Source organism: Nonomuraea cavernae, from assembly GCF_014646355.1.
Classification (GTDB): Bacteria; Actinomycetota; Actinomycetes; order Streptosporangiales; family Streptosporangiaceae; genus Nonomuraea; species Nonomuraea cavernae.
In genome coordinates this window covers 30,500-51,526 of sequence record NZ_BMNH01000001.1, presented here as the reverse complement: position 1 = coordinate 51,526, position 21,027 = coordinate 30,500, and the positions used below count along the sequence as shown (strand labels likewise).

Here is a 21,027-nt window from a genome sequence, read left to right as displayed (position 1 = left end):
CCCTCGATCAGGCGCTCCTGCCTGCCGTTCGCGGCGAGCAGCTCGTCACGGACGGGGCGGAGCGGCCGGGGGAGGGCGTCGTCGCTGAGGGAGACCTGGAGGAGCGCCCTGCTGACAGTTTCCTGGCGGTCTCGGTGACGGTCAGCAGCGGAGTCATCGCCCGCCGGGCGATGGCGGAAACGGGATCATCCGCCGACGTGAATGGCACGTCCGGCTAAACGCTGGGGCGGGTCGACTCCGCGTCGTGGGTCATCTGGTCGAGGCGCTCCATGAGCTCGGCCATCGTGTACGAGCTGGGCCGGTGTGGCCTGCGCCGCTGCCACGGCCGGGGCCCGTCGAGGGGGCGATACCGCACGCCGAGGGCGTCGAGCCGGCCCAGGTGCGCCTTCAGCCGCTCCGTGAAGCCCTCGCCCGCCGAGCCGCGCCAGGCCACCTCGGCCAGCGCGCACGCCCGGGGCCAGGCGCGATAGTCGAGCGTGCCGGCGTCGGGGATGTACTCGCTCCACAACTGCGCCTGGACCCCGACGACGTGCGAGCGCTCGTCGTCCGTCCAGTGGTCCGGAGCGGGGGCGAAGGCGGCCACGTCGGCCACCGTGATCACGTCGCCGAGGGCTCTGGGCTCGTCCTCGGAGGTCGACTCCGCGTAGTCGAAGTAGAGCGGGAACACCGGCGTCGCCACCACGTCGTGGCCGGCCGAGGCGGCACGCCGGCCGACCTCCATGCCGCGCCACGGCATGACCAGGGTGTCCTGGCGCAGCCCGCCGCTGACGAACGCCTCGTCCCAGACGACCGCGCGCGAGCCCCGCTCGGCCAGCAGGTCGGCGAGCCGCCGCAGGAACCACGACTGCAGCGCGGGCATGGAGCCCAGCCCCAGCGAGTCGCGGTAGGCGGTGATCTCGGACGAGGCCGCCCACCGGTCGAGCACCACCTCGTCGCCGCCGATATGCACGTAGGGGGTCTCGCCGAGGGCGCCGACCAGTTCGTCGAAGATCGTGGCCAGGAACTCGACCGTGGGCGGCAGCGGCGAGAGGATCGCGGGGGAGATGCCCCAGTGGTCGAGCACCTCGTGGCGCTCGCCGGTGGCTCCCAGCGCGGGGTAGGCGGCCAGGATGGCCGAGGCGTGACCCGGCACGTCGATCTCGGGCACGATCACGACCCCGCGAGCCCGCGCGTACGCGGCCAGCTCGGTCAGGTCGTCGAGTGAGTAGAAGCCGCCGTGCGGCAGGTCGTCGTAGGTCCGCGGGTCGCCGCGCAGGCTGGTCACGGTGCGCGGCCGGTGCGAGGAGACCTCGGTCAGCAGCGGATAGGTCCTGCTCTCCACCCGCCACCCCTGGTCGTCGGCCAGATGCAGGTGCAGCCGGTTGAGCTTGTGCACGGCCATCAGGTCGATCAGCCGCAGGACCTCCCGCTTGGCGAAGAAGTGCCGGGCCACGTCGAGGTGCAGCCCCCGCCAGGCGAACCGGGGGGAGTCCTCGATGCGCACCCCGGGCACGGTCCAGGAGCCGTCCGCCGAGAACCGGTAGGACGCGTCGGGCAGCAGCTGGTGCAGCGACTGCCCGGCGTAGAACGCCCCGGCCCGCCCACCGGCGGTGATCTCCACCCCGCGCGACCCCAGGACCAGCTTGTACGCCTCGGCCCCGAGCGCCGGGTCGTGCCGCAGGTCGACCGCCCCCGAGTCGCCGGGCAGCAGGTCGAGCCCGGGAAGCGCCACGCGTACGGCGTCGGCCAGCTCGACCGGCCCCGACACGATGGCGCCTCGGGCGTGCTCGTAGGAGGCGGACAGGGGCCGGAGCAGGCGTGGCTCGGGGATCACGAGGTGAAGTATCGCTGCAGGCCGTTCGCCAACGCCAGAGCGATCTGCTCCCGGAACTTCGCATCGCCGAACTTCGCCGCCTCGGCGGGGTTCTTCATGTTGCCGGTCTCGATGAAGACCTTCGGCACGGTCGACAGGTTGAGCCCGCCGAGGTCGTTGCGGAAGTCGAGCGCCTTGCTGCCGATGTAGGTCGAGTAGGGCAGACCGGTGCCCTTGCGGTAGGCGTCGCGGATGTCGATGCCCAGCCTGCGGGAGTCGGCCACGACCGGGTCGACCGGCCCGTTGATCTTCTTGGGCATGATCACGTGGAACCCGCGGTTGCCCGGGGCGCTCCCGTCGGCGTGGATGGAGATGACGGCGTTGGCCTTGGCCTTGTTGCCGATCGCGGCCCGCTCGGTGATGCACGGCCCCACGCTGTCGTTGTCGGACCTGGTCAGCTTGACCTTGGCGCCCCGGTTCTTGAGGATCTTGGCCGTCCGGTTGGCGACGTCCCAGGTGAAGGCGGCCTCGGTGTAGCCGCCGGTGGTCTGGGTGCCGGTGGTGTCGCAGGCCTTCCACTGGGTCAACACGTTGACCTTGCGGTTGACGGCCGCGGGATCGCGGTAGTTGCCCCCGTTGTGACCGGGATCGAGGACGATCACCTTGCCGTCGAGCGGGTTGGCCACGGCGGCGGCCGCCGCCGGCGCGGGCGCTGCGGTGACCGGGGCCGGCGCGTCGGCCTGACCTGCCGCGGAGCCGCCGGTGGCGGCGGCGCCGCACGCGGAGGCGATCAGGCCGCAGGCGGCGAGGACGCTGGCTGGAAGTGGACGCATACGTCCCAACTTACGCCAGGGCCGGTTCTCACCAGACGTGTTCGCCGACCTCCTGCCGCTGGAGCAGCGCGGCCAGCTCCCGCGCGTCCTCGGCGTCGAGGCCGAGCACGACGCGGGGGCGGCCCCACGGGTGGTCGAGGGAGTGGGCGACGTAGCTGGCCACGGACTCGGCGTCGGCGCCGAGTCCCCTGCCCGCCCGCCAGTAACCCCAGGCCCGCTCGAGCTCGGCCGCCGCCCGTTGGGCGCAGGACACCAGTTCTGGATCACGCATGACCGTTCCCCCGGATCAGATCGTGACCGAACCATATTCGGCCACACTTTGCATGACCCTGGCGAGTAAACCGCCGTACGTGGAGGACGCCAGGCGGGTTGACCGAGCCTTTGGCTGTTCTTAGACGGGTCCCGTGCTGCGCCGTACGATCAGCTCGGGTGTCACCTGACGTAGCCGCGCGACCTTGGCGGGATCTCCGATCCGGTCGCTGAGCAGGGCCGCCGCCGACCGGCCCATGGTGCGGCGCGGCTGGTCGACGGACGTGAGCGAGATGTGGTGCGACGCCGACAGGTGGGTGTTGTCGTAGCCGACCACCGACAGGTCGTCGGGCACCCGCAGGCCGAGGTCACCGGCGGCCGACAGCACGCCGAGCGCCAGCATGTCGTTGGCGGCGAAGATCGCCGAGGGGCGTGGGTCCCGGGTCAGCAGGGCGTGCGCCGCCTCCCTGCCGCCCTCCTCGGACGAGGCCGCGGCCTCGACCATGATGTACGGGGCGAGGGCGTGCCGGCGCATCGCCACGAGGTAGCCCTCACAACGTGAGGGGCGCGGGCCCTCGATGTGCGCGATGCGCTTGTGGCCCAGCTCGACCAGGTGGTCGATGGCCAGGCGGGCGCCCAGTTGGTCGTCGTCGACGACGATGTCGACGCCTTCGAGCTCGATGTCACGTTCCCCTACGACGACCGTCGGCGTGTAGGAGGTCGCCTCGATCAGCGTCTCGCTGGTCGGGGCGATGCCTAACAGCACCAGCCCGTCGACCCTGAGCTCCAGGAAGGCCTCCACGGCCTCGTCCTCGAACGCGGGGTCCCACTGGCTGTTGCCGATCAGCATGCGCAGCCCGTCGCCGTGCAGACTCTCCTGCAGGCCGTCGAGGAACTCGGCGTAGAACGGGTTGTGCAGGTCGGCGACGAGCGCGCCGACGAGGTGGGTGCGGCCCTCGACGAGACTGCGCGCGACCGCGTTGGGCCGGTAGCCGAGCTCGCGGGCCGCCTGGAGCACGGCCTGCCGCCGATGCTCGCTCACATGCGGGGAGCCGCGTAACACGAGCGAGACCAGCGATTTCGAGACGCCGGCACGCTCGGCGACGTTGCGGATGGTGGGTCTTGGACGAGGCAGCGTGTCTACCTCTCGTAGCTCGGCGATAGTTGAAGACTTGACCGGTGGTCCTGACATGTGTCTCCCCCGCGATGCGAAGTTGGGCACCTGTCTCACCAAACGATCGAGTCAGCCGCAGGGTACGGCCTGAGGTAAGGGAAGGCTGATATTGACCGGTTCGCCACACGTCCGCTATTGGGGAAGGCGTCGGATAGTGTGCAAGGGTGACACCCGGTAAGTCGGCCGAGACCGCACGACCCGCGCGGCGCAGGCTGAGCGTCGACCGCCGCCGCGAGGAGCTCATGGCCGCGGCGCTGGAGCTCTTCAGCAAGCGCGACGCGGAGGACGTCTCGATCGACGACGTAGCCTCGGCCGCGGGCGCCTCACGGGCGCTGGTCTACCACTACTTCGGCGGCAAGCAGGAGCTCTACGTGGCGGCGCTGAGGAGCGCGGCCGAGCAGTTGGAGTCGCGGCTGCGCCCGCAGGGGGGCGGCCGCCCGCTCGACGAGCTGTCCGCGGGGCTCACCCGCTACTTCGACTTCGTCGAGGAGCACGCGGCCGGCTTCGCCGCACTGCTGCGCGGCGGGCCCGCCAACCGCGCGGGGGAGGTCGGCGAGATCGTCGACGGAGTCCGGCAGCGCCTCTTCCGGCTCATCCAGAGGCAGATGCGGGTCGAGCAGCCGAGCCCGGTGCTCCGCACCACGCTGCGCTCGTGGATCGCCTCGGTCGAGACCGCGGGTCTCGACTGGCTCGAACATCGCGACATCGAACGCCCGACGCTCGAGAAGATGCTCGTCGACCACATGGTGTCACTGCTCAGCGTGGCCGCCGGCTACGACCCCGACGTCAACCGGCTGCTGATCCTCCTGACGCGGGAGCAGCTGGCGTAGCGGCCAGGAGAACGTAGCGGCCAGGAGAAATGGCGCCGGGCGGGCGGCGCCAACTCCCGTTTGCGACGCTTCGTCGTCACAGAGGTGGACCAGGCCGTCCAGCCAGGCCCACCGTTCAACCCCCCTGAGGTTCGTGACGACCTCGGCATTACTCCGAGCGCTGCTGCGGAATCCCCGCCAGCAGTGCCCGAACCTCGGTCTCGCGGTAACGCCGGTGACCTCCGAGGGTACGAATCGACGTCAACTTGCCCGCCTTGGCCCACCGCGTAACGGTCTTGGGGTCGACCCTGAACATGGTCGCGACCTCGGCGGGCGTGAGCAGTGGCTCGGCCTCGGGTGTACGAGCTGACATTTGTGCGGCCTCTCCTCCGTGTGGACCGGCTTAGCGATCCTGTGACTGCTTGTGCGCGGGTCACGGATGTCCCCCTATGTGCCAGAGCGTGCGGCTTTTCTGGCTCATATGCGGCATCACCCGAAGTGACCATACAGCCACGCTGAGCGATTGGCGAGCCCTTCTTTGACCCAACTGCCCGCCCCCGTGGCGATGTCACGCTCGGTGATTCTAGCGACACGTTTCGTGGTATCGCAGTGAAAACGGCAAACTACTCAGTTCGCAGAAGTGAGTGGTCGGGAGTCATGACCGACTCATGCAGGTCAGAGGGTTGTTATGGGGCTCAGTTGGCAGATTCCAGAAGTTGCATTGACTTCCAACGCAGGATGACCCTCTGATACATGGCGAAGGCAAGTTCTTCTTGACCCGTGTCCAGACCTGTGAGGGCCGCCGAGAGCTCGGCCACCGACTGGTCGGCCTGGAGCGCGTCGTCGTCCATGAGGTGCACGAGGCCGCCGTAGTCGAGCTCGACCAGCGAGTGCGGGTGGAACTCCTCCAGCCAGCGGGCGACGTCCTCCACGTCGAAGTTGGCCGACACGTCGTCGCCGAGGTGCCTGCGCAGCACCTGCAGCGCCCGCGCCGACCGCCTGCGGGCCTGGGCCATGGAGGTGACGTAGATGAGGTTGCGTCCCGTCGCCGTCGTCACGTCCTGTCCCGGTGTCGAGGAGCCGAGCACCAGCCAGCGCTCGTTTCCATCAAACGGCACGAACCACGAGGGCGGCACGTGCCACGCCGTGGTGCGGATGTGGGTGCGGAGCGCCGACGAGCCGCCCGTGCGCTTGTAGCGGTCGAAGTCGTCGGCGGTCTGGTCGGCGATGGCCTTGGGGACGAGACGTTCCATCAGCTTCACGGAAGTGCTGCCGCGCAGCCGTGAGAACGCCAGCCACGAACGCAACCGGGTCTGCCAGGGGCAGACGTAGAGGCGGTCCTCCACGCGCCGCAGGTAGGCGTTGGGGCTCTCCTGCGCGGGCACCGGCTGCGGGGGCGTGCCGAGCAGGCGCAGGACGGCCTCGCCGTGCTCGGCGTTGAGCGCGTTGGCGCGGCGGGGGCGGTCACGCGACTCGGCGTAGTCGGCCCACACCTTCCGCTCAGTCTCGGCAAAGGCGCTCAACGGCTCGTAGACACGGAGGTACGCGGCATAGGGCAGCACGGAGGCATCGTGTCATGAAGACCACCGGTCCGCACCGTGGTGGCCATTACGCTGGGAGGCGATCTCCGCCGCGAAGAGGCGGCGGACCGGACCAGGAGTCACTACAGTGACCGACGTCTTCAGTCCGTCCCACAAGGACACGCACGAGCAGGTCGTCTTCTGCGCCGACGCGCACAGCGGCCTGCGAGCCATCATCGCCATCCACAACACCGCGCTCGGCCCCGCCCTCGGCGGCACCAGGTTCTACCCGTACGCGAGCGAGCAGGCGGCACTCACCGACGTGCTCAACCTCGCCAGAGGGATGGCCTACAAGAACGCGCTGGCCGGGCTCGACCTCGGCGGCGGCAAGGCCGTCATCATCGGCGACCCGGCCCGAGACAAGAGCGAGGCGCTGCTGCGCGCCTACGGCAGGTTCGTCGAGTCGCTCGGCGGGCGCTACATCACCGCCTGCGACGTGGGCACCTTCAGCGAGGACATGGACATCGTCGCCCGCGAGTCACGCTTCGTCACCGGCCGCACGACGGCCCATGGCGGCGCCGGCGACTCCTCCATCCTGACCGCCTACGGCGTCTTCCAGGGCATGCGGGCCTCGGCCGAGCAGGTCTACGGCACCCCGTCGCTGCTCGGCCGCCGGGTCGGCGTCGAGGGCGTCGGCAAGGTCGGCCACCGGCTGGTCGAGCTGCTCCGCGAGGACGGCGCCGACGTGGTGATCTGCGACGTCAGCGAGCAGGCCGTCGAGCGGGTGCGCCGGCTGCGTCCCGAGGTGGACGTGGTGGCCGACGCCGAGGCGCTCACCTCGGCCGACCTCGACATCTTCGCGCCCTGCGCGCTGGGCGGAGCGCTCGACGACGACACGGTCGGCCGGCTGCGCGCGAAGATCGTCTGCGGCGCGGCCAACAACCAGCTGGCCCACCCCGGCGTCGAGAAGCAGCTGGCCGAGCGCGGCATCCTCTACGCGCCCGACTACGTGGTCAACTCCGGCGGCGTGATCCAGGTCGCCGACGAGATCGAGGGCTTCAGCATGGAACGGGCCAGGGCCAAGGCGGAGCGGATCTACGACACCACGCTGAAGATCTTCGCTATCGCGGCCGAGGAGGACGTCCCTCCGGCGGTCGCAGCGGATAGGCTGGCTGAGCGCAGAATGTCGGAAGTCGGGCGCGTTAGGGGCATTTGGCTGGGCCGCTGACGCCCCGCGCCCATACGACGTACCGAGCTGGGCACAAAACAGGTACGGTAATAGGCGAACGATAGGCTGACGCCCATAGTCAGGCGGCGTCAGTGTGTGGTGCGTTAGCGACGAGGGGTCGGGGACGACCCCACACGAGGGGGTCGAGCCAATGGGGCGCGGCCGAGCAAAGGCCAAGCAGGTCAAGGTTGCTCGCCAGCTGAAGTACAACAGCGGTGGCACGGACCTTGACCGTCTTCGCGATGAACTCGGGGTCGGAGACCCCGACCGCAATGACGACACCGACGACCTCAACGACGAGCTGGCGGATCGCTATGCCGATTACGCCGACGACTACGGCACCGGAAACGACGATCGTCCTTCCGGCAACCGGTCTTCTAGTTGACGCATCCGCGCACCCGGCGTGAGATCACGCCGGGTGCGCGTGCGCGTGTCGCCGGTTCAACCAGTTGTTTCTCACGGCGCATCCTGGAGGCCCGAAGCCGCCCACGCGGCTTCGGGCCTCCAGGCTGACCGCCGACTGCTGCTGACCGACGAACCGACCCGCGCCGCCCGCGCGGCGGGCCGTCGAGGTGGCTTCAGCGGGCCTGGCGGTATCTGGCCTGCCCGGTGCCCAGAGTGATCTCGCCGAGCACCCACGCGTCCACGTAGCGCTCCTGGAGCACCCTGAGGGCCTCGTCCACCGCCTCGGCGGCGACGATGGCGGCCATCCCCACGCCGAGGTTGAACGTGCGGTCCATGTCGGCCTGGGCGATGCGGCCGTGCCCGGCCAGCACCGAGAAGATCGCCGGAGGGGTCCACGACGCCCGGTCCAGCACCGCGTCGAGGTGATCGGGCAGCGAGCGTGACAGGTTGCCCTCGATGCCGCCGCCGGTGATGTGCGCGTAGGCGTGCACGTCGACCTCGCGGGCCAGGGCCAGGCAGTCGAGGGAGTAGATGCGCGTGGGCTCCAGCAGCTCCTCGCCCAGCGGGCGGTCGAGCTCCGGCAGGTCGGCGTCGAGCGACAGCGACGCCTCGCGCAGCACGTGGCGCACCAGGGAGTAGCCGTTGGAGTGCACCCCCGACGAGGCCAGGGCCAGCACCACGTCGCCCTCGCGCACCCTGGACGGCCCGAGCATGGCCGAGGCCTCCACCACGCCCGTGCCGGCGCCGGCCAGGTCGTACTCGTCGGGCCCCATGGCGCCCGGGTGCTCGGCCGTCTCGCCGCCCACCAGAGCCGCGCCGGCCAGGCGGCAGCCCTCGGCGACGCCGCCGACGATCTCGGCGATGCGCTCGGGCACCACCTTGCCGCAGGCGATGTAGTCGGTCATGAACAGCGGCTCGGCTCCGCAGACCACCAGGTCGTCGAGGACCATGCCGACGAGGTCGATGCCGATCGTGTCGTGCCTGCCGTACTGCTGGGCGAGCATGACCTTGGTGCCCACGCCGTCGGTGGAGGTCGCCAGCAACGGCCGCTGGTAGCGCAGCAGCGCCGAGGCGTCGAACAGGCCGGCGAACCCGCTGGCGTCGTCGACCACCTCGGGGCGGCGGGAGCGCGCCACCTTGTCGCGCATCAGTGTGACGGCCCGCTCGCCGGCCTCGATGTCGACCCCGGCTGCCTCGTAGCTCGTCACGCCTTGCTCTCCAACACGAACTTGCCGACGTTGTCCTGGTCGATCGGGATCGGATACGAACCGTCGAAGCACGCCCGGCAGAGGCGTCCGGCGGGGATCGTGGTCGCCTTGGTCAGGCCCTCTAGGGAGATGTAGCCGAGGGAGTCGGCGCCGAGGGAGGCCCGGATCTCGTCGACGGTCAGCGAGCCCGCGATGAGCTCGGCCCTGGTCGCGAAGTCGATGCCGTAGAAGCACGGCCAAGCGACGGGCGGCGAGGAGATGCGTACGTGCACCTCGCGCGCCCCGGCCTCGCGCAGCATCCTGACGATCGCGCGCTGGGTGTTGCCGCGCACGATCGAGTCGTCGACCACGACCAGCCGCTTGCCCTCGACGACCTCGCGCAGCGGGTTGAGCTTGAGCCGGATGCCGAGCTGGCGGATGGTCTGCGACGGCTCGATGAACGTGCGGCCGACGTAGGAGTTCTTCACCAGGCCCTGGCCGTAGGGGATGCCGCTCTCCTCGGCGTAGCCGACGGCGGCGGGGGTGCCGGACTCGGGGGTGGGGATGACCAGGTCGGCCTCGACGGGGTGCTCGCGGGCCAGCACCCGGCCGACCTCGACCCGGGTGACCTGGACGCCGCGCCCGGCGATCGTGGTGTCGGGGCGGGCGAGGTAGACGTACTCGAACAGGCAGCCCTTGGGCTCGGCCAGGGCGAACCGGCGCGACCGGACGCCACGCTCGTCGATGGTGAGCAGCTCGCCCGGCTCGATCTCGCGGGTGAACGTGGCGCCCACGATGTCGAGGGCGGCCGTCTCGGAGGCGACCACCCACCCCCGCTCCAGCCGGCCGAGGACCAGCGGGCGGATGCCCTGCGGGTCGCGGGCGGCGTAGAGCGTCTTCTCGTCCATGAAGACCAGGGAGTAGGCGCCCTTGACCTGCGGCAGCAGCTCGGCCGCGGAGTCCTCGATGGACCGGCTGCGGTCCTGGGCCAGCAGGGTGGTGAGCACATCGGTGTCGGTGGTCGCCCGGGTCGCCCCCGGAGCCAGCCGCTGGGCCAGCTCGGGGGTGTTGATCAGGTTGCCGTTGTGGGCGAGCGCGAGGCCGCCCACATCGGTGGAGCTCAGCGTGGGCTGCGCGTTCTCCCACACGCTGGAGCCCGTGGTGGAGTAGCGGCAGTGACCGATCGCCAGGTGACCGCGGAGCGTGCCCAGCACCGACTCGTCGAAGACCTGGGCGACGAGGCCCATGTCCTTGTAGACGAGGATGCGGCTGCCCTCGCTGACCGCGATGCCCGCGGACTCCTGGCCGCGGTGCTGCAACGCGTACAGCCCGTAGTAGGTGAGTTTGGAAACTTCCTCGCCTGGAGCCCATACGCCGAAGACCCCGCAGGCGTCTTGGGGTGCGCGGTCTTGGGGGTCCAGGTCATGGCCGAGCCGGCCGTCGCCCTTCAGCACATGCTTCAGTCTAGGTCGGACTCTTCCCTGCTCGCACACCCGGGGCGGATCAGAGAGCGTGAGCCGATCTTCCGGCGTTCGATCCGTCGCGGACGATCTCTCCGGTGAGGTTGCGGTTGGCGGCCGAGCCGAGGAACAGGATGAGCGCCGCGACGTCGTCGGCCGTCGACAGGCGGCGGCTCGGCGTGCGGGCGGCGACCGCCTCCAGGACCTGGGGTGGGAGGGGGCGATCATTCTCGGTGATGGTGAGGCCGGCGGCGGCCACGTTCACCAGGATGCCGTCGCGGCCGGCCTCCCAGGCCAGCGCGCGGGCCATGCCGTGCAGCGCCATCTTCGCGGTGCCGTAGGGGCCGGGGCCGGGCACGCCCTCCTCGCCCACGCCCGAGGAGACGAACACGATCCGGCCGAATCCCGTGCGCCGCATCGCCGGGAGTACGGCCCGCACGAGCAGGGCGTTGGCCACCACGTTGGCGTGCAGGCCGGCCGACCACTCGGCGGCGGGCACGTCCTCGAACGCGACGCCGCCGGGCGGGATCGTGCCCCAGCGGACGGCGTTGAGGATCAGCGCGTCGACCGGTCCGGCCGAGGCGGCGGCGGGCGCGATGGTCGCGTCGCAAGCCCATTGCGCCGGAAGGGTTCAGCGGGGCATGGTTCGCACCAGGCGGGCCAGCAGCTCGCGCTCGTCGGGGGAGAAGCCGGCCTGCAGCTCCTCGTCGGTCCTGAGCCAGATCTCCTCCACCGGACCCCGCAGCGCGCTGCCGGTCTCGGTCAGGTGGACGCGGATCAGCCGGGACCGGTCGGAATCAGGGCTCCGGCGGACGAAACCGGCGCGCTCCAGGCGCTGGAGCGTCTTGGTGACGGTCGGCGGCTCGACGCCCAGGCGGGTGATGAGCTCGGCCTGGGTCAGGCCGTCCTCGCGCCACAGCTGGTTGAGCAGCAACTCCTGGCCGACGTGCAGGCCCAGCGGGAGCAGCGCCGCCGCCATCTGGTTGCGGTGCGACTTCACGACCTTGATCAGCGCGTAGGTCAGAGTCTCGTCCAGCATGCCCCCATCTTGCCTGCTGCCTGCCGCTTTGGCGCATGGTGACGGAAGGTTGGAGCGATCCTGACCGTGTCGGGCGGTTTCGACGGCGCTCTACGCGCAAGGGTGAAGTATCCGGTATGTAGACACCTCGGGAGACGCAGACGTGAAGACACCTGAGGATCCGAACCACCCTCGCCCGTCCGGGGACGAGCCCGGGCGAGGACCCGGCCCGGACGAGCCGCCGTCCACCTCCAGGTGGGACGAGGACCTGCCCGACGACTATCTGGGCTCCGGCGCGCCCGGGGCGCGCAGCGAGTCCGACGAGCCGGGCGAGCCCATCGAACCCCTGCCGCCGGTGGTGCCGCATCCCGACGAGCCGCCGGAGGGCGAACCGACGCCGAGACGGCTGCACCCGCCCGCCAGGGAGCCCGGTGAGGAGCCGCCCGTCCCCCCGAGCCCCGACCTGCCCACCTCGCCCGAGGTGCCGGAGCCGACCGAGGTGCCCGAGGGCGGTGGGGCCGACGCCGAGCGCACGGTCGCCTTCGGCACGCCTGGCCGGCCCCGCCCCGAGGCGCAGCCGTACCAGGGGCCCGGCGGCACGCCGACCTATCCGGGCTGGGAGGGCGCTCAGGGACACGAGGAGGGGCCGCCGCCCACGTCGGCGCCCTCCAGGTACGAGCCGTCGCCCGGTGTGCCCGGCAGGCCCGGTGAGACGGCCGGGTACGGCACAGGAGAGCCCGCGGTGCCGGGCACCACGCCCTCCAGCCCGTACGGTGGCCCGCCCGGTGGCGGGCCACCCGGTTACGCCCAGCCGGGCGGCGGCCACGCGCCGGGCCCCTACGGCTACCAGCCGAGCGGGCCGGGCAGCGGCCTGGCCACGGCGTCGCTGGTGCTCGGCGTGGCCAGCCCGTTTCTCGTCTTCGTCTGTTTCACCGGCCTGCTCACCGCCATCCTGTCGATCGTGTTCGGGACCGTGGCGCTCACGAAGGGGGTCGGAAAGGGCCGGGCGATCACCGGCATCGTGCTGAGCGTGCTGGCGCTGATCCTCTTCACCGTGGTGGCCGTCTGGTTCTACAGCGTGGTGCAGGAGTGCGCGCAACTGCCCGGCGAGCTCGCCGACCAGTGCTTCCGGAACAAGTTTCCGTGGATGACGCCGCCGAGCTAGAGCGGCAGGTGCTCGGACAGGTCGGCGCGGGCGCCGCTCGCCGAGACGGCTCCGTTGGCCATGGCGTCGGCCCAGCTGAGGCGGCCCATGGCGAGCTCGATCCAGGTGCGGCCGTCCATCTCGACCACGTTGGGGGGAGTGCCGCGCGTGTGGCGGGGACCCGCGATGGCCTGCACGGCGGCGTAGGGCGGCACCCGTACCTCGACGGTGCGGCCGGGAGCGGCCGCCACGAGCCGGTCGAGCAGGTGACGCACGGCCTGCCGGGCGGCGTCGCGTTCGGGCGTGCGGCCCCGGTCGTAGGCGGCGAGCACGGCCGCGACGAGCGCGCCGGGCAGCGCGGCGGCCGGCCCGTCGTAGGGCGGCTCGTCGAGCGCGACCAGCTGGGCGTCGAGGGCGGCCCGCAGTTTCTCGGGGTCGGGTCTGCGTGGTGGCACCCCGCCATTGTCCTCCCGGCCGGGCGTGCCACCCGCATCTCCGCGAATGCGTCGATGCCTAGATAATCCAGAACGGAACCAATCGGTAGACTGGCGGCATGATCGCCTTGGCACCCACTCGCGCGGAGCCCGACCTGTCGTTCCTGCTGGACCACGCCGGTCATGTCCTGCGCACCCGGATAGCGGCGGCGCTCGCCGAGATCGGCCTGACCGCGCGGATGCACTGCGTCCTGGTCCACGCCCTGGAGGAGGAGCGCACCCAGATCCAGCTCGCCGAGCTCGGCGACATGGACAAGACCACCATGGTGGTCACGGTCGACGCCCTGGAGAAGGCCGGGCTGGCCGAGCGCCGCCCGTCCAGCACCGACCGCAGGGCGAGGATCGTCGCGGTCACCGAGAAGGGCGGGCAGGTCGCGAGACGGAGCCAGGAGGTCGTCGACGGCGTCCACCGGGAGGCTCTGGCCGCGCTGCCGGCGGAGGAGGCCGAGGTGCTCGTACGAGCGATGAACCGCCTGGTCACGGGCCATCTGGCCACTCCGGTCGAGGCGCCACCGGGAGCCCGCCGGGCACGGCAGCGCGCAAAGTAGGTCCGCAATGGATCGTCTGTAACAAAACTATCTGTTACGGTCTCTTCTGTTCCCCTCGGATACAGGAGACGGCTTTGTCGCATACCGAAATTTCCTCCCGGCGCCCCCGCACCGCCTCGCGGTGGACCGCGCTCGGCGTGCTGTCCACCGCATCGCTGATGACGATCCTCGACGGGAGCATCGTGACCGTCGCGCTGCCCGCCATGCAGCGTGACCTGGGCTTCTCGCCGGCCGGCCTGAGCTGGACCGTCAACGCCTATCTGATCGCCTTCGGCGGGTTGCTGCTCCTCGCCGGGCGGCTGGGCGACCTCCTCGGCCGCAAGATCATGTTCCTGGCCGGCAACGCGGTCTTCACCGCCGCGTCGCTGCTCGCCGGCCTGTCCACCGGCCCCGGCCTGCTGATCGCCGCCCGGTTCGCGCAGGGTGTCGGCAGCGCCATGGCCGCCGCGGTCGTGCTCGGCATCCTGGTGACCCTGTTCGCCGAGCCCGGGGAGCGTGCCAAGGCGATCGGCGTCTTCAGCTTCACCGGGGCCGCCGGCGCCTCGATCGGTCAGGTCCTGGGCGGCGTCCTCACCGACGCGTTCAGCTGGCACTGGATCTTCTTCATCAACCTGCCGATCGGCCTGGCGACGATCGCCCTGGCGATCCGGGTGCTGCCGAACGAGCGCGGGGCCGGGCTCGCCGCCGGGGCGGACGTCGTCGGCGCCGTCCTGGTCACCAGCGGTCTGATGCTGGGCATCTACACCGTGGTCAAGATCGAGGAGTACGGCTGGCTCGCGGCGCACACCCTCGGCCTGGGCGCGGTGTCGCTCGTGCTGCTGGCCGGATTCGTCGTCCGCCAGATGACCGCCCGAACCCCGCTGATGCCGCTGCGGATCCTCCGCTCGCGCAACGTCTCAGGCGCCAACCTGGTCCAGATGCTGATGGTGTCGGCCATGTTCGCCTTCCAGATCATCGTCGCGATCTTCATGCAGAAGGTGCTCGGTTACGGCGCGCTCGGCGCCGGCCTGGCCATGCTGCCCGCGGCGGTCGCCATCGGCGGCGTGTCCCTGTTCGTCTCGGCCCGGCTCAACACCCGCTTCGGCGAGCGAGCCGTCCTGCTGGCCGGACTGTTGCTCCTGCTCGGTGCGATGAACTGGCTCAGCCGGGTCCCGGTGAACGCCGACTACGTCACCGACCTGCTGCCGGTGATGGTGCTCATCGCGGGCGGCGGTCTGGTGCTCCCGGCGCTGGCCGCGCTCGGCATGTCCGGCGCCAGGGCCGACGACGCGGGTCTGGCCTCCGGGCTGTTCAACACGACCCAGCAGATCGGGATGGCCGTGGGCGTCGCGGTGCTGTCCACGCTGGCCGCCTCGCGCACCTCGGACCTGCTGTCCGCCGGCACCGCCGAGGCCGCCGCGCTGACCGGCGGTTATCGTCTGGCGTTCGGTTGCGCCACGGCGCTGCTCGCGGCCGCCTTCGTCGTCGCCCTCGTGGTGCTGAGGCAGCCCCGGCCGGAACGCCAGGACTGATCGGGAATGCGCGTCGGCGGAGGGGACGTGACGTCGGCCGGATCGGTTCCCTCTTCGGCGGAAATAGTCAGAAATGACTGGAGTTATCCGAGTACCTATCGGACTGATAACGAAGATGTAAAGATACGCCCGTGCTGACACATGTCGACGACAGGTTCGAGAGTGCGGATGCCGAGGCCGAGCACCGCACCGCGTCCCTCCATCGGGAGTTCGGCGGCCCTCTCCGGCGGCATGTGCGCGGCCTGACCGGAAACGACCTCCGGTGGACCGAGGACGTCGTACGGGAGGCGATCGGCAAGGCCGGGCGCGACCCGGCGAGGCGGCACTGGGAGCCGGGCCTGTTGTGGGCCTGGCTCGTCACCGAAGCCCGCCGCCTGGTGAGAGACGGGTGCCGACGCGACGGGGTCCATGCTCAGGAGACGGCTGCGGATGGGGCAGACCGCGCGTTATCCGCCATCGTCGTTTCAGCCGCTCTTCGTGATCTTTCGGAAGAACACCGTGAAGTCATTGAGCAGACGTACCTACGGGGCCGTACGATAAGTGAGGCGGCGGAGATTCTGGGGATCCCGCCGGGCACGGTGAAGTCCAGGCTCTACTACGGGATCAAGGCTCTCCGTGCGCTGCTGGCGGACAAGGGGGTAGCCGGGTAATGCACGAAGGGGTGGCCGCCTACGTTCTCGGCGTCCTCGACGAAGACGAACACGAGGCGTTCGAGCGCCACCTCGACACATGCGCGTCGTGCCAGGCCGAGCTCAAGGAGCTGGCCGAGACTCCCGACCTGCTCGACGAGCTGAAGTTCCTCCCCGCCGCCTCGGAGGACGACCCCCCGATGCCCATGCCGCGCTGACGCGCGCGGCGCCCCGCCGGGAGAGCGTTCGACGGCGACGGCAACCTGTGGATCTCCACCGACGGGTCGTGTGGCACACCCAGGGCAAGCGGATCGGGAGTTGACCTCAAGTAAAGTTCAGGTCTTATTCTCCATGCCATGAGCATGGAGATGACCGCGTGGCACCAGTTGTATTCGATGAACGACCAGCGGGAGCGTCGTCCTGTCTCCAGGGCGACGCTCCGCCGCGTCTGGGGATTCGCCTACCCGCATCGCCGGAAGGTGGCCCTGTTCCTGCTGCTCAGCGTGGTGATGGCGGCCCTGGCGATCGCCCCTCCGGTCCTGGCGGGGCGGGTGATCGACGCGATCGGCCGCGGTGAGGCGGTCGGCGTGGTGGTCGGCCTCGCCGCCCTGATCGCGGGCCTGGCGATCCTGGAGGCGGGGCTCGGGCTGCTGACCCGCTGGCTGTCGGCCGGCCTCGGCGAAGGACTGATCGTCGACCTGCGCACCGCGGTCTTCGACCACGTACAGCGGATGCCGATCGCCTTCTTCACCAGGACCCGCACCGGAGCCCTGGTCAGCCGGCTGAACAACGACGTGATCGGCGCCCAGCGCGCCTTCACCGACACGCTGTCCAGCGTGGCCGGCAACGTCGTGACCCTCCTCCTCGCGGTCACCGTGATGATCGGCATCTCCTGGCAGATCACGCTGCTGGCGCTGGTGCTGCTGCCGGTGTTCGTGCTGCCCGCCCGCCGGATGGGCGTCCGGATCGCCCGGCTGCGCCGTGAGGCGGCCGACCACAACGCGGCCATGGGCACCCAGATGACCGAGCGGTTCTCCGCGCCCGGCGCGACGCTGGTCAAGCTGTTCGGCCGGCCTTCGTACGAGTCGTCCGAGTTCGCCCGCCGGGCCGGCCGGGTGCGCGACATCGGCGTCCGCACGGCCATGACGCAGTCGGTCTTCGTTACCGCCCTGACGCTGGTCTCCGCGCTCGCCCTGGCGCTCGTCTACGGGCTCGGCGGCTTCTACGCGCTGCGCCAGCAGCTCGAACCGGGCTCGGTGGTGGCGATGGCGCTGCTGCTGACCCGCCTCTACTCGCCGCTGACCGCGCTCGCCAGCGCCCGCGTGGACGTGATGAGCGCGTTGGTCAGCTTCGAGCGGGTCTTCGAGGTGCTCGACCTCAAGCCGCTCATCCAGGACCGGCCCGGCGCGGTCGAGGTGCCCGACGGGCCCGTCTCCGTCGAGTTCGACGACGTGCGCTTCGCCTACCCCTCGGCCGACAAGGTCTCGCTCGCCTCGCTGGAGGAGGTGGCCGTGCTCGACAGCCGCGGCGGTGCCGAGGTGCTGCACGGCGTGTCGTTCCGGGCCGAGCCGGGGCAGATGGTCGCCCTGGTGGGCTCCTCCGGCGCGGGCAAGTCCACGATCGCGCAGCTCCTGCCCCGCCTGTACGACGTCGACTCCGGCGCCGTACGGCTCGGCGGGGTGGACGTGCGTGACCTGACCGCCGACTCGATCCGGGCGACCCTGGGCATGGTCACCCAGGACGGTCACCTCTTCCACGAGTCGATCCGGGCCAACCTGCTGTTCGCCCGGCCCGAGGCGAGCGAGGACGACCTCTGGGACGCGTTGCGCAGGGCCAGGCTCGGCACGCTGATCGAGTCGCTGCCCGACGGGCTCGACACCGTGGTGGGCGAGCGAGGCTACCGGCTGTCCGGCGGCGAGCGCCAGCGGCTCACCATCGCCCGGCTGCTGCTGGCCCGGCCCCGGGTGGTCATCCTGGACGAGGCCACGGCCGCGCTCGACTCCACCTCCGAGGCGGCCGTGCAGGCGGCGCTGGCCGAGGCGCTGGAGGGGCGCACCGCCGTGGTGATCGCGCACCGGCTGTCCACCGTACGGGCCGCCGACGTCATCCTGGTGATCGAGGACGGCCGGGTGGCGGAGCGCGGCACGCACGCCGAGCTGCTCGCCCTCGGTGGCCGCTACGAGGAGCTCTACCGCACTCAGTTCGCCGATCCCACGGTGGTGGGCGCGGCCTGAGCGGGCGCCACGGGCCCGCGCCGGGCGCGCAGCGTGTAGAGGCTCACCGGGATGCCGGCCAGCACGACCACCGCGGCGATCACGAGGGTGAACTGGTAGGCGTCGAGGAAGGCGGCCAGCGGGGGCTGGTCGCTCGCGCCCTGCCGGGAGGTGAGCAGCGCGCCGAGCACGGTGATGCCGAGCAGTCCGAACACCTCACGCGAGACGTTCAGCACGCCGGAGGCCACTCCCGCCCGGCCCTCGGGCATCCCGGACAGCATCGCCGCGGTCAACGGCACCAGCAGGCCGCCGCCCAGGCCGTACATCAGGAACCAGGGCAGCACGTCGCCGTAGGCGCCGTCGGCTCCGATGCCGGAGATCATGAAGATGGCGACGGCCATCAGCGCCATCCCGAGCGCCACCGTCCTGGCGATGCCGAGCAGCGCGGTGATCCGCTGCGACAGGATCGCGACCACGGCCATGACCAGGGCCATCGGCACGAACGCGCCGCCGGCCTCGGTGGGGGAGAAGCCGAGCACGTTCTGCAGCCAGAGGGCGCTGAAGAAGTAGATGCCGAACACGCCGAACGACCAGATGCCGTTGGTGATCGTGCCACCGGTGAAGACGCGTGACCTGAAGAGGGTCAGGTCGATCATCGGCTCGGCGGCCCGTGTCTCGACGAGCACGAAGGCCAGGGCGGCGGCCAGGCTGATCGCGAAGGCGGCCAGGATCTCGGGCGAGGTCCAGCCGGCGACCCCGCCCTCGATGAGCGCGTACGTCAGGGCGAACAGGGCCACGGTCGAGGTGGCCAGGCCGGGCAGGTCGAGGCCGCGCCGGATCCGGGTGTGGACGGGTTGGATCGCCCACAGCGCCAGCCCGAGGGTCACGGCGCCGATCGGCACGTTGATCAGATAGATCCAGCCCCAGTGCAGGTTCTCGCTGATGAAGCCGCCGGTCGCGGGTCCCAGGGCCATGGACAGGGCGCCGGTCGCGCCCCAGAGGCCGACGGCCCTGCCGCGTTCGGCCGGGTCGGGGAAGAGCTGGGTGATCAGCGCGAGCGCCGTCGGGGTGAGCATGGCCGCGCCGACGCCCTGCACCGCGCGGGCGGCGATCAGCGCCGGGCCGCTGGTCGCCAGCCCGGCGGCCAGTGAGGCGGCGGTGAAGATCAGCAGGCCGGTGACGAACACCCGCCTGGTGCCGAGCACGTCGGCCAGCCTGCCGCCGGCCAGCATCAACCCGGCGAACACCAGGATGTAGGCGCTCACGATCCACTCCAGCCCGGAGATCGTCAGCCCGAGCTCCCGCTGGATCGTCGGCAGGGCGACGTTGCCCACGTTGTTGTCGAGATACGTCATGAAGGTTCCGAGTGCCACCGCGCCGAGCGCCCACCATCTCCGGTCCACCATTCCTCCTATACGCCGTACTTGTACACCGTATAGTTGAACGTGTACGCCGTATAGTTGTCAACCGTGATGGGAAAACTGACGGCCCAGGCGATCGTCGAGCGGGCTCTGCGGGTCGGCGACACCGAAGGGCTCGACGCGGTGACCATCAGGCGGCTGGCCGCCGATCTGGGGGTGACGCCGATGGCCCTCTACTGGCACTTCAAGAACAAGGAGCAGCTGCTCATCGGCATGGCCGACCACCTGATCGCCGGCTTCGTGCCGGAGCCCGCCGACGACCGGCCGTGGCAGCGCCGGCTCCGCGACCTGGCCGAGGGGCTGATCAGGACCCTCCGTGCCCATCCGTGCGCCAAGGGCGTGCTGGAGCAGGTCGGCCAGACCGAGGTGCCCAACTTCCTGGCGGTCTGGGACCACGCGCTCGGGCTGGCCCGTACGGCGGGGTTCAACAGGGAGGAGAGCTGCCTGATCTCCAAGTACCTGCTGCAGGGCGCCATCTCCATCGCCGACGCGCCCGTGCACTTCGACCGGTCGCGCACCCCGGAGGAGGTCGCCGAGATCCACCGGGTCAAGCGGCTGGCCCTGGAGTCCCTGCCCGCCGACAGATATCCGCACCTCGTGGAGATGGCCGGGCCCATGTCCGGCGGCGGTGACACCGGTCTCTACGACACCTTCGGCGTCGACCTGCTGCTCAGCGGCATCGAGGCGCTCGCCGCCCGCCGCTAGCGACTCCCGTCGGCCCGGTAGGCGCGCAGCCAGAAGTCCACGCCGTCGTCCACGATCCGGCCGATCTCGGCCTCGGTCAGGATGCGCAGGCCGTACCTGGACTGGTTGATCGCCTCGTTGAGGATCAGCGTGATGAGCTGGCGGGCCGCCAGGGCGGAGTCGGGCACGTCGAGGGCGCCGCAGGCGGTCTGACGCCGGATCTCCGCCGCGACGAAGCTCTCGAAGGCGGGCCTGGGCTGGGTCCATTCGCGCATCAGCTCGGGATGGCGGAGCTGCTCGATGGTGACCAGGCGGCGGAAGGCGGCCACGTCGCCACTCAGGTTCAGCTCCGTCATCAGTCTGAAGGCGGCGCGGAGGTCCTGCTCGACGTCGCCCGTCTCGGTGAACCGCGCCGCGAACAGCGTCTCGGAGTCGGTCATCACGCTCTGCTGGACCGCCCTGACGACGGCGGCGAAGAGCTGCTCCTTGCCCTCGAAGTGGTTGTAGATCGTCTGCTTCGACGCCTCCGCCTCGGCGGCGATCATCTCGATGCTCGTGTCGGTGTAGCCGTGGCGGAGGAAGACCCGCCGGGCGGCGTCGACGATCAGCTGCCGCTTGGCCGGGCGGCCGCGCCGGCGGGCGGCCGGTTGACTTTCTGGACTCACGAGTCCAACAATACAGAAGACTTAGTTGGAACGATGAGTCCAA

Annotated in this window: 22 protein-coding genes and 1 pseudogene; 10 read left to right on the top strand and 13 right to left on the bottom strand. The window is 70.7% G+C overall.

The features are described 5' to 3' along the window. Positions 1–214: 214 nt before the first annotated feature. The 4 genes from IEY82_RS00250 to IEY82_RS00235 form a co-directional block, all read right to left on the bottom strand. Positions 215–1,813, bottom strand: coding sequence for a beta-N-acetylhexosaminidase (locus IEY82_RS00250; protein WP_189121887.1), 1,599 nt, complete (start codon positions 1,811–1,813; stop codon positions 215–217). Further along, a complete protein-coding gene (locus IEY82_RS00245) occupies positions 1,810–2,625 on the bottom strand; it encodes an N-acetylmuramoyl-L-alanine amidase (protein WP_189121886.1) in 816 nt (271 codons plus the stop codon). Before IEY82_RS00245 ends, IEY82_RS00250 begins: the two co-directional genes overlap by 4 nt. A 28-nt stretch (positions 2,626–2,653) precedes the next feature. Next, positions 2,654–2,896 (bottom strand): hypothetical protein, encoded by a 243-nt coding sequence (locus IEY82_RS00240; protein ID WP_189121885.1) that lies wholly within the window; start codon positions 2,894–2,896, stop codon positions 2,654–2,656. A gap of 120 nt (positions 2,897–3,016) precedes the next feature. After that, positions 3,017–4,066, bottom strand: coding sequence for a LacI family DNA-binding transcriptional regulator (locus tag IEY82_RS00235; protein ID WP_225261883.1), 1,050 nt, complete (start codon positions 4,064–4,066; stop codon positions 3,017–3,019). A 146-nt stretch (positions 4,067–4,212) separates the two neighbouring features. Between IEY82_RS00235 and IEY82_RS00230 the strand changes: the two genes are divergently transcribed. Next, positions 4,213–4,878, top strand: coding sequence for a TetR/AcrR family transcriptional regulator (locus IEY82_RS00230; protein ID WP_225261881.1), 666 nt, complete (start codon positions 4,213–4,215; stop codon positions 4,876–4,878). 148 nt (positions 4,879–5,026) lie between these two features. Here the strand turns inward: IEY82_RS00230 and bldC are convergent, their stop codons facing one another. Together bldC and IEY82_RS00220 are read right to left on the bottom strand one after the other, a co-directional pair. Further along, the gene (bldC, locus tag IEY82_RS00225; RefSeq protein WP_013133571.1) at positions 5,027–5,230 is read right to left on the bottom strand and encodes a developmental transcriptional regulator BldC; all 204 of its coding nucleotides are present in this window, start codon (positions 5,228–5,230) and stop codon (positions 5,027–5,029) included. Positions 5,231–5,552: 322 nt separating this feature from the next. Beyond that, positions 5,553–6,419 (bottom strand): DUF8083 family protein, encoded by an 867-nt coding sequence (locus tag IEY82_RS00220; protein ID WP_189121884.1) that lies wholly within the window; start codon positions 6,417–6,419, stop codon positions 5,553–5,555. Positions 6,420–6,525: 106 nt separating this feature from the next. On the opposite strand from IEY82_RS00220, the gene IEY82_RS00215 reads away from it, so the two are divergent. Together IEY82_RS00215 and IEY82_RS00210 are read left to right on the top strand one after the other, a co-directional pair. Further along, complete coding sequence (locus tag IEY82_RS00215; RefSeq protein WP_189121883.1) at positions 6,526–7,605, top strand: Glu/Leu/Phe/Val family dehydrogenase; 1,080 nt, start codon at positions 6,526–6,528, stop codon at positions 7,603–7,605. A 151-nt stretch (positions 7,606–7,756) separates the two neighbouring features. Further along, positions 7,757–7,990, top strand: a complete 234-nt coding sequence (locus tag IEY82_RS00210; RefSeq protein WP_189121882.1) for a DUF3073 domain-containing protein — start codon at positions 7,757–7,759, stop codon at positions 7,988–7,990. Between the two features lie 193 nt (positions 7,991–8,183). On the opposite strand, the gene purM is transcribed toward IEY82_RS00210, so the two are convergent. The 4 genes and pseudogenes from purM to IEY82_RS00190 form a co-directional block, all read right to left on the bottom strand. Then, the gene (gene purM / locus IEY82_RS00205; protein WP_189121881.1) at positions 8,184–9,218 is read right to left on the bottom strand and encodes a phosphoribosylformylglycinamidine cyclo-ligase; all 1,035 of its coding nucleotides are present in this window, start codon (positions 9,216–9,218) and stop codon (positions 8,184–8,186) included. Then, complete coding sequence (purF, locus tag IEY82_RS00200) at positions 9,215–10,651, bottom strand: amidophosphoribosyltransferase (protein WP_189121880.1); 1,437 nt, start codon at positions 10,649–10,651, stop codon at positions 9,215–9,217. The genes purM and purF overlap by 4 nt, the downstream gene beginning before the upstream one ends. Positions 10,652–10,700: 49 nt before the next feature. Then, positions 10,701–11,258: pseudogene (locus IEY82_RS00195) on the bottom strand (SDR family NAD(P)-dependent oxidoreductase); the annotation flags it as partial. A 30-nt stretch (positions 11,259–11,288) separates the two neighbouring features. Beyond that, entirely contained in the window at positions 11,289–11,696 is a 408-nt protein-coding gene (locus IEY82_RS00190) for a MarR family winged helix-turn-helix transcriptional regulator (RefSeq protein WP_189121879.1), read from the bottom strand. Positions 11,697–11,838: 142 nt separating this feature from the next. Here IEY82_RS00190 and IEY82_RS00185 point away from each other — a divergent pair, with 142 nt between their 5' ends. Next, positions 11,839–12,840 (top strand): DUF4190 domain-containing protein, encoded by a 1,002-nt coding sequence (locus IEY82_RS00185; RefSeq protein WP_189121878.1) that lies wholly within the window; start codon positions 11,839–11,841, stop codon positions 12,838–12,840. On the opposite strand, the gene IEY82_RS00180 is transcribed toward IEY82_RS00185, so the two are convergent. Next, positions 12,837–13,274, bottom strand: a complete 438-nt coding sequence (locus IEY82_RS00180) for a sterol carrier family protein (protein WP_189121877.1) — start codon at positions 13,272–13,274, stop codon at positions 12,837–12,839. The genes IEY82_RS00185 and IEY82_RS00180 overlap by 4 nt on opposite strands. Positions 13,275–13,372: 98 nt before the next feature. On the opposite strand from IEY82_RS00180, the gene IEY82_RS00175 reads away from it, so the two are divergent. The 5 genes from IEY82_RS00175 (at position 13,373) to IEY82_RS00155 (ending at position 18,235) form a co-directional block, all read left to right on the top strand. Next, positions 13,373–13,861, top strand: coding sequence for a MarR family winged helix-turn-helix transcriptional regulator (locus IEY82_RS00175; RefSeq protein ID WP_189121876.1), 489 nt, complete (start codon positions 13,373–13,375; stop codon positions 13,859–13,861). Positions 13,862–13,935: 74 nt separating this feature from the next. Beyond that, positions 13,936–15,372 (top strand): MFS transporter, encoded by a 1,437-nt coding sequence (locus tag IEY82_RS00170; protein WP_225261879.1) that lies wholly within the window; start codon positions 13,936–13,938, stop codon positions 15,370–15,372. A gap of 131 nt (positions 15,373–15,503) precedes the next feature. Continuing rightward, entirely contained in the window at positions 15,504–16,022 is a 519-nt protein-coding gene (locus IEY82_RS00165; protein ID WP_189121875.1) for a sigma-70 family RNA polymerase sigma factor, read from the top strand. Further along, on the top strand, positions 16,022–16,219 hold the full coding sequence (locus IEY82_RS00160; RefSeq protein WP_189121874.1) for an anti-sigma factor family protein: 198 nt from the start codon (positions 16,022–16,024) through the stop codon (positions 16,217–16,219). Before IEY82_RS00165 ends, IEY82_RS00160 begins: the two co-directional genes overlap by 1 nt. A 138-nt stretch (positions 16,220–16,357) precedes the next feature. Next, on the top strand, positions 16,358–18,235 hold the full coding sequence (locus tag IEY82_RS00155) for an ABC transporter ATP-binding protein (protein WP_189121873.1): 1,878 nt from the start codon (positions 16,358–16,360) through the stop codon (positions 18,233–18,235). Here the strand turns inward: IEY82_RS00155 and IEY82_RS00150 are convergent. After that, positions 18,199–19,620, bottom strand: a complete 1,422-nt coding sequence (locus IEY82_RS00150) for an MFS transporter (RefSeq protein WP_189121872.1) — start codon at positions 19,618–19,620, stop codon at positions 18,199–18,201. The two genes, IEY82_RS00155 and IEY82_RS00150, sit on opposite strands and share 37 nt — an antisense overlap. Positions 19,621–19,686: 66 nt before the next feature. Here IEY82_RS00150 and IEY82_RS00145 point away from each other — a divergent pair, with 66 nt between their 5' ends. Further along, entirely contained in the window at positions 19,687–20,340 is a 654-nt protein-coding gene (locus IEY82_RS00145) for a TetR/AcrR family transcriptional regulator (protein WP_225262130.1), read from the top strand. On the opposite strand, the gene IEY82_RS00140 is transcribed toward IEY82_RS00145, so the two are convergent. Beyond that, the gene (locus IEY82_RS00140; protein ID WP_189121870.1) at positions 20,337–20,984 is read right to left on the bottom strand and encodes a TetR/AcrR family transcriptional regulator; all 648 of its coding nucleotides are present in this window, start codon (positions 20,982–20,984) and stop codon (positions 20,337–20,339) included. The two genes, IEY82_RS00145 and IEY82_RS00140, sit on opposite strands and share 4 nt — an antisense overlap. Positions 20,985–21,027: the final 43 nt, after the last annotated feature.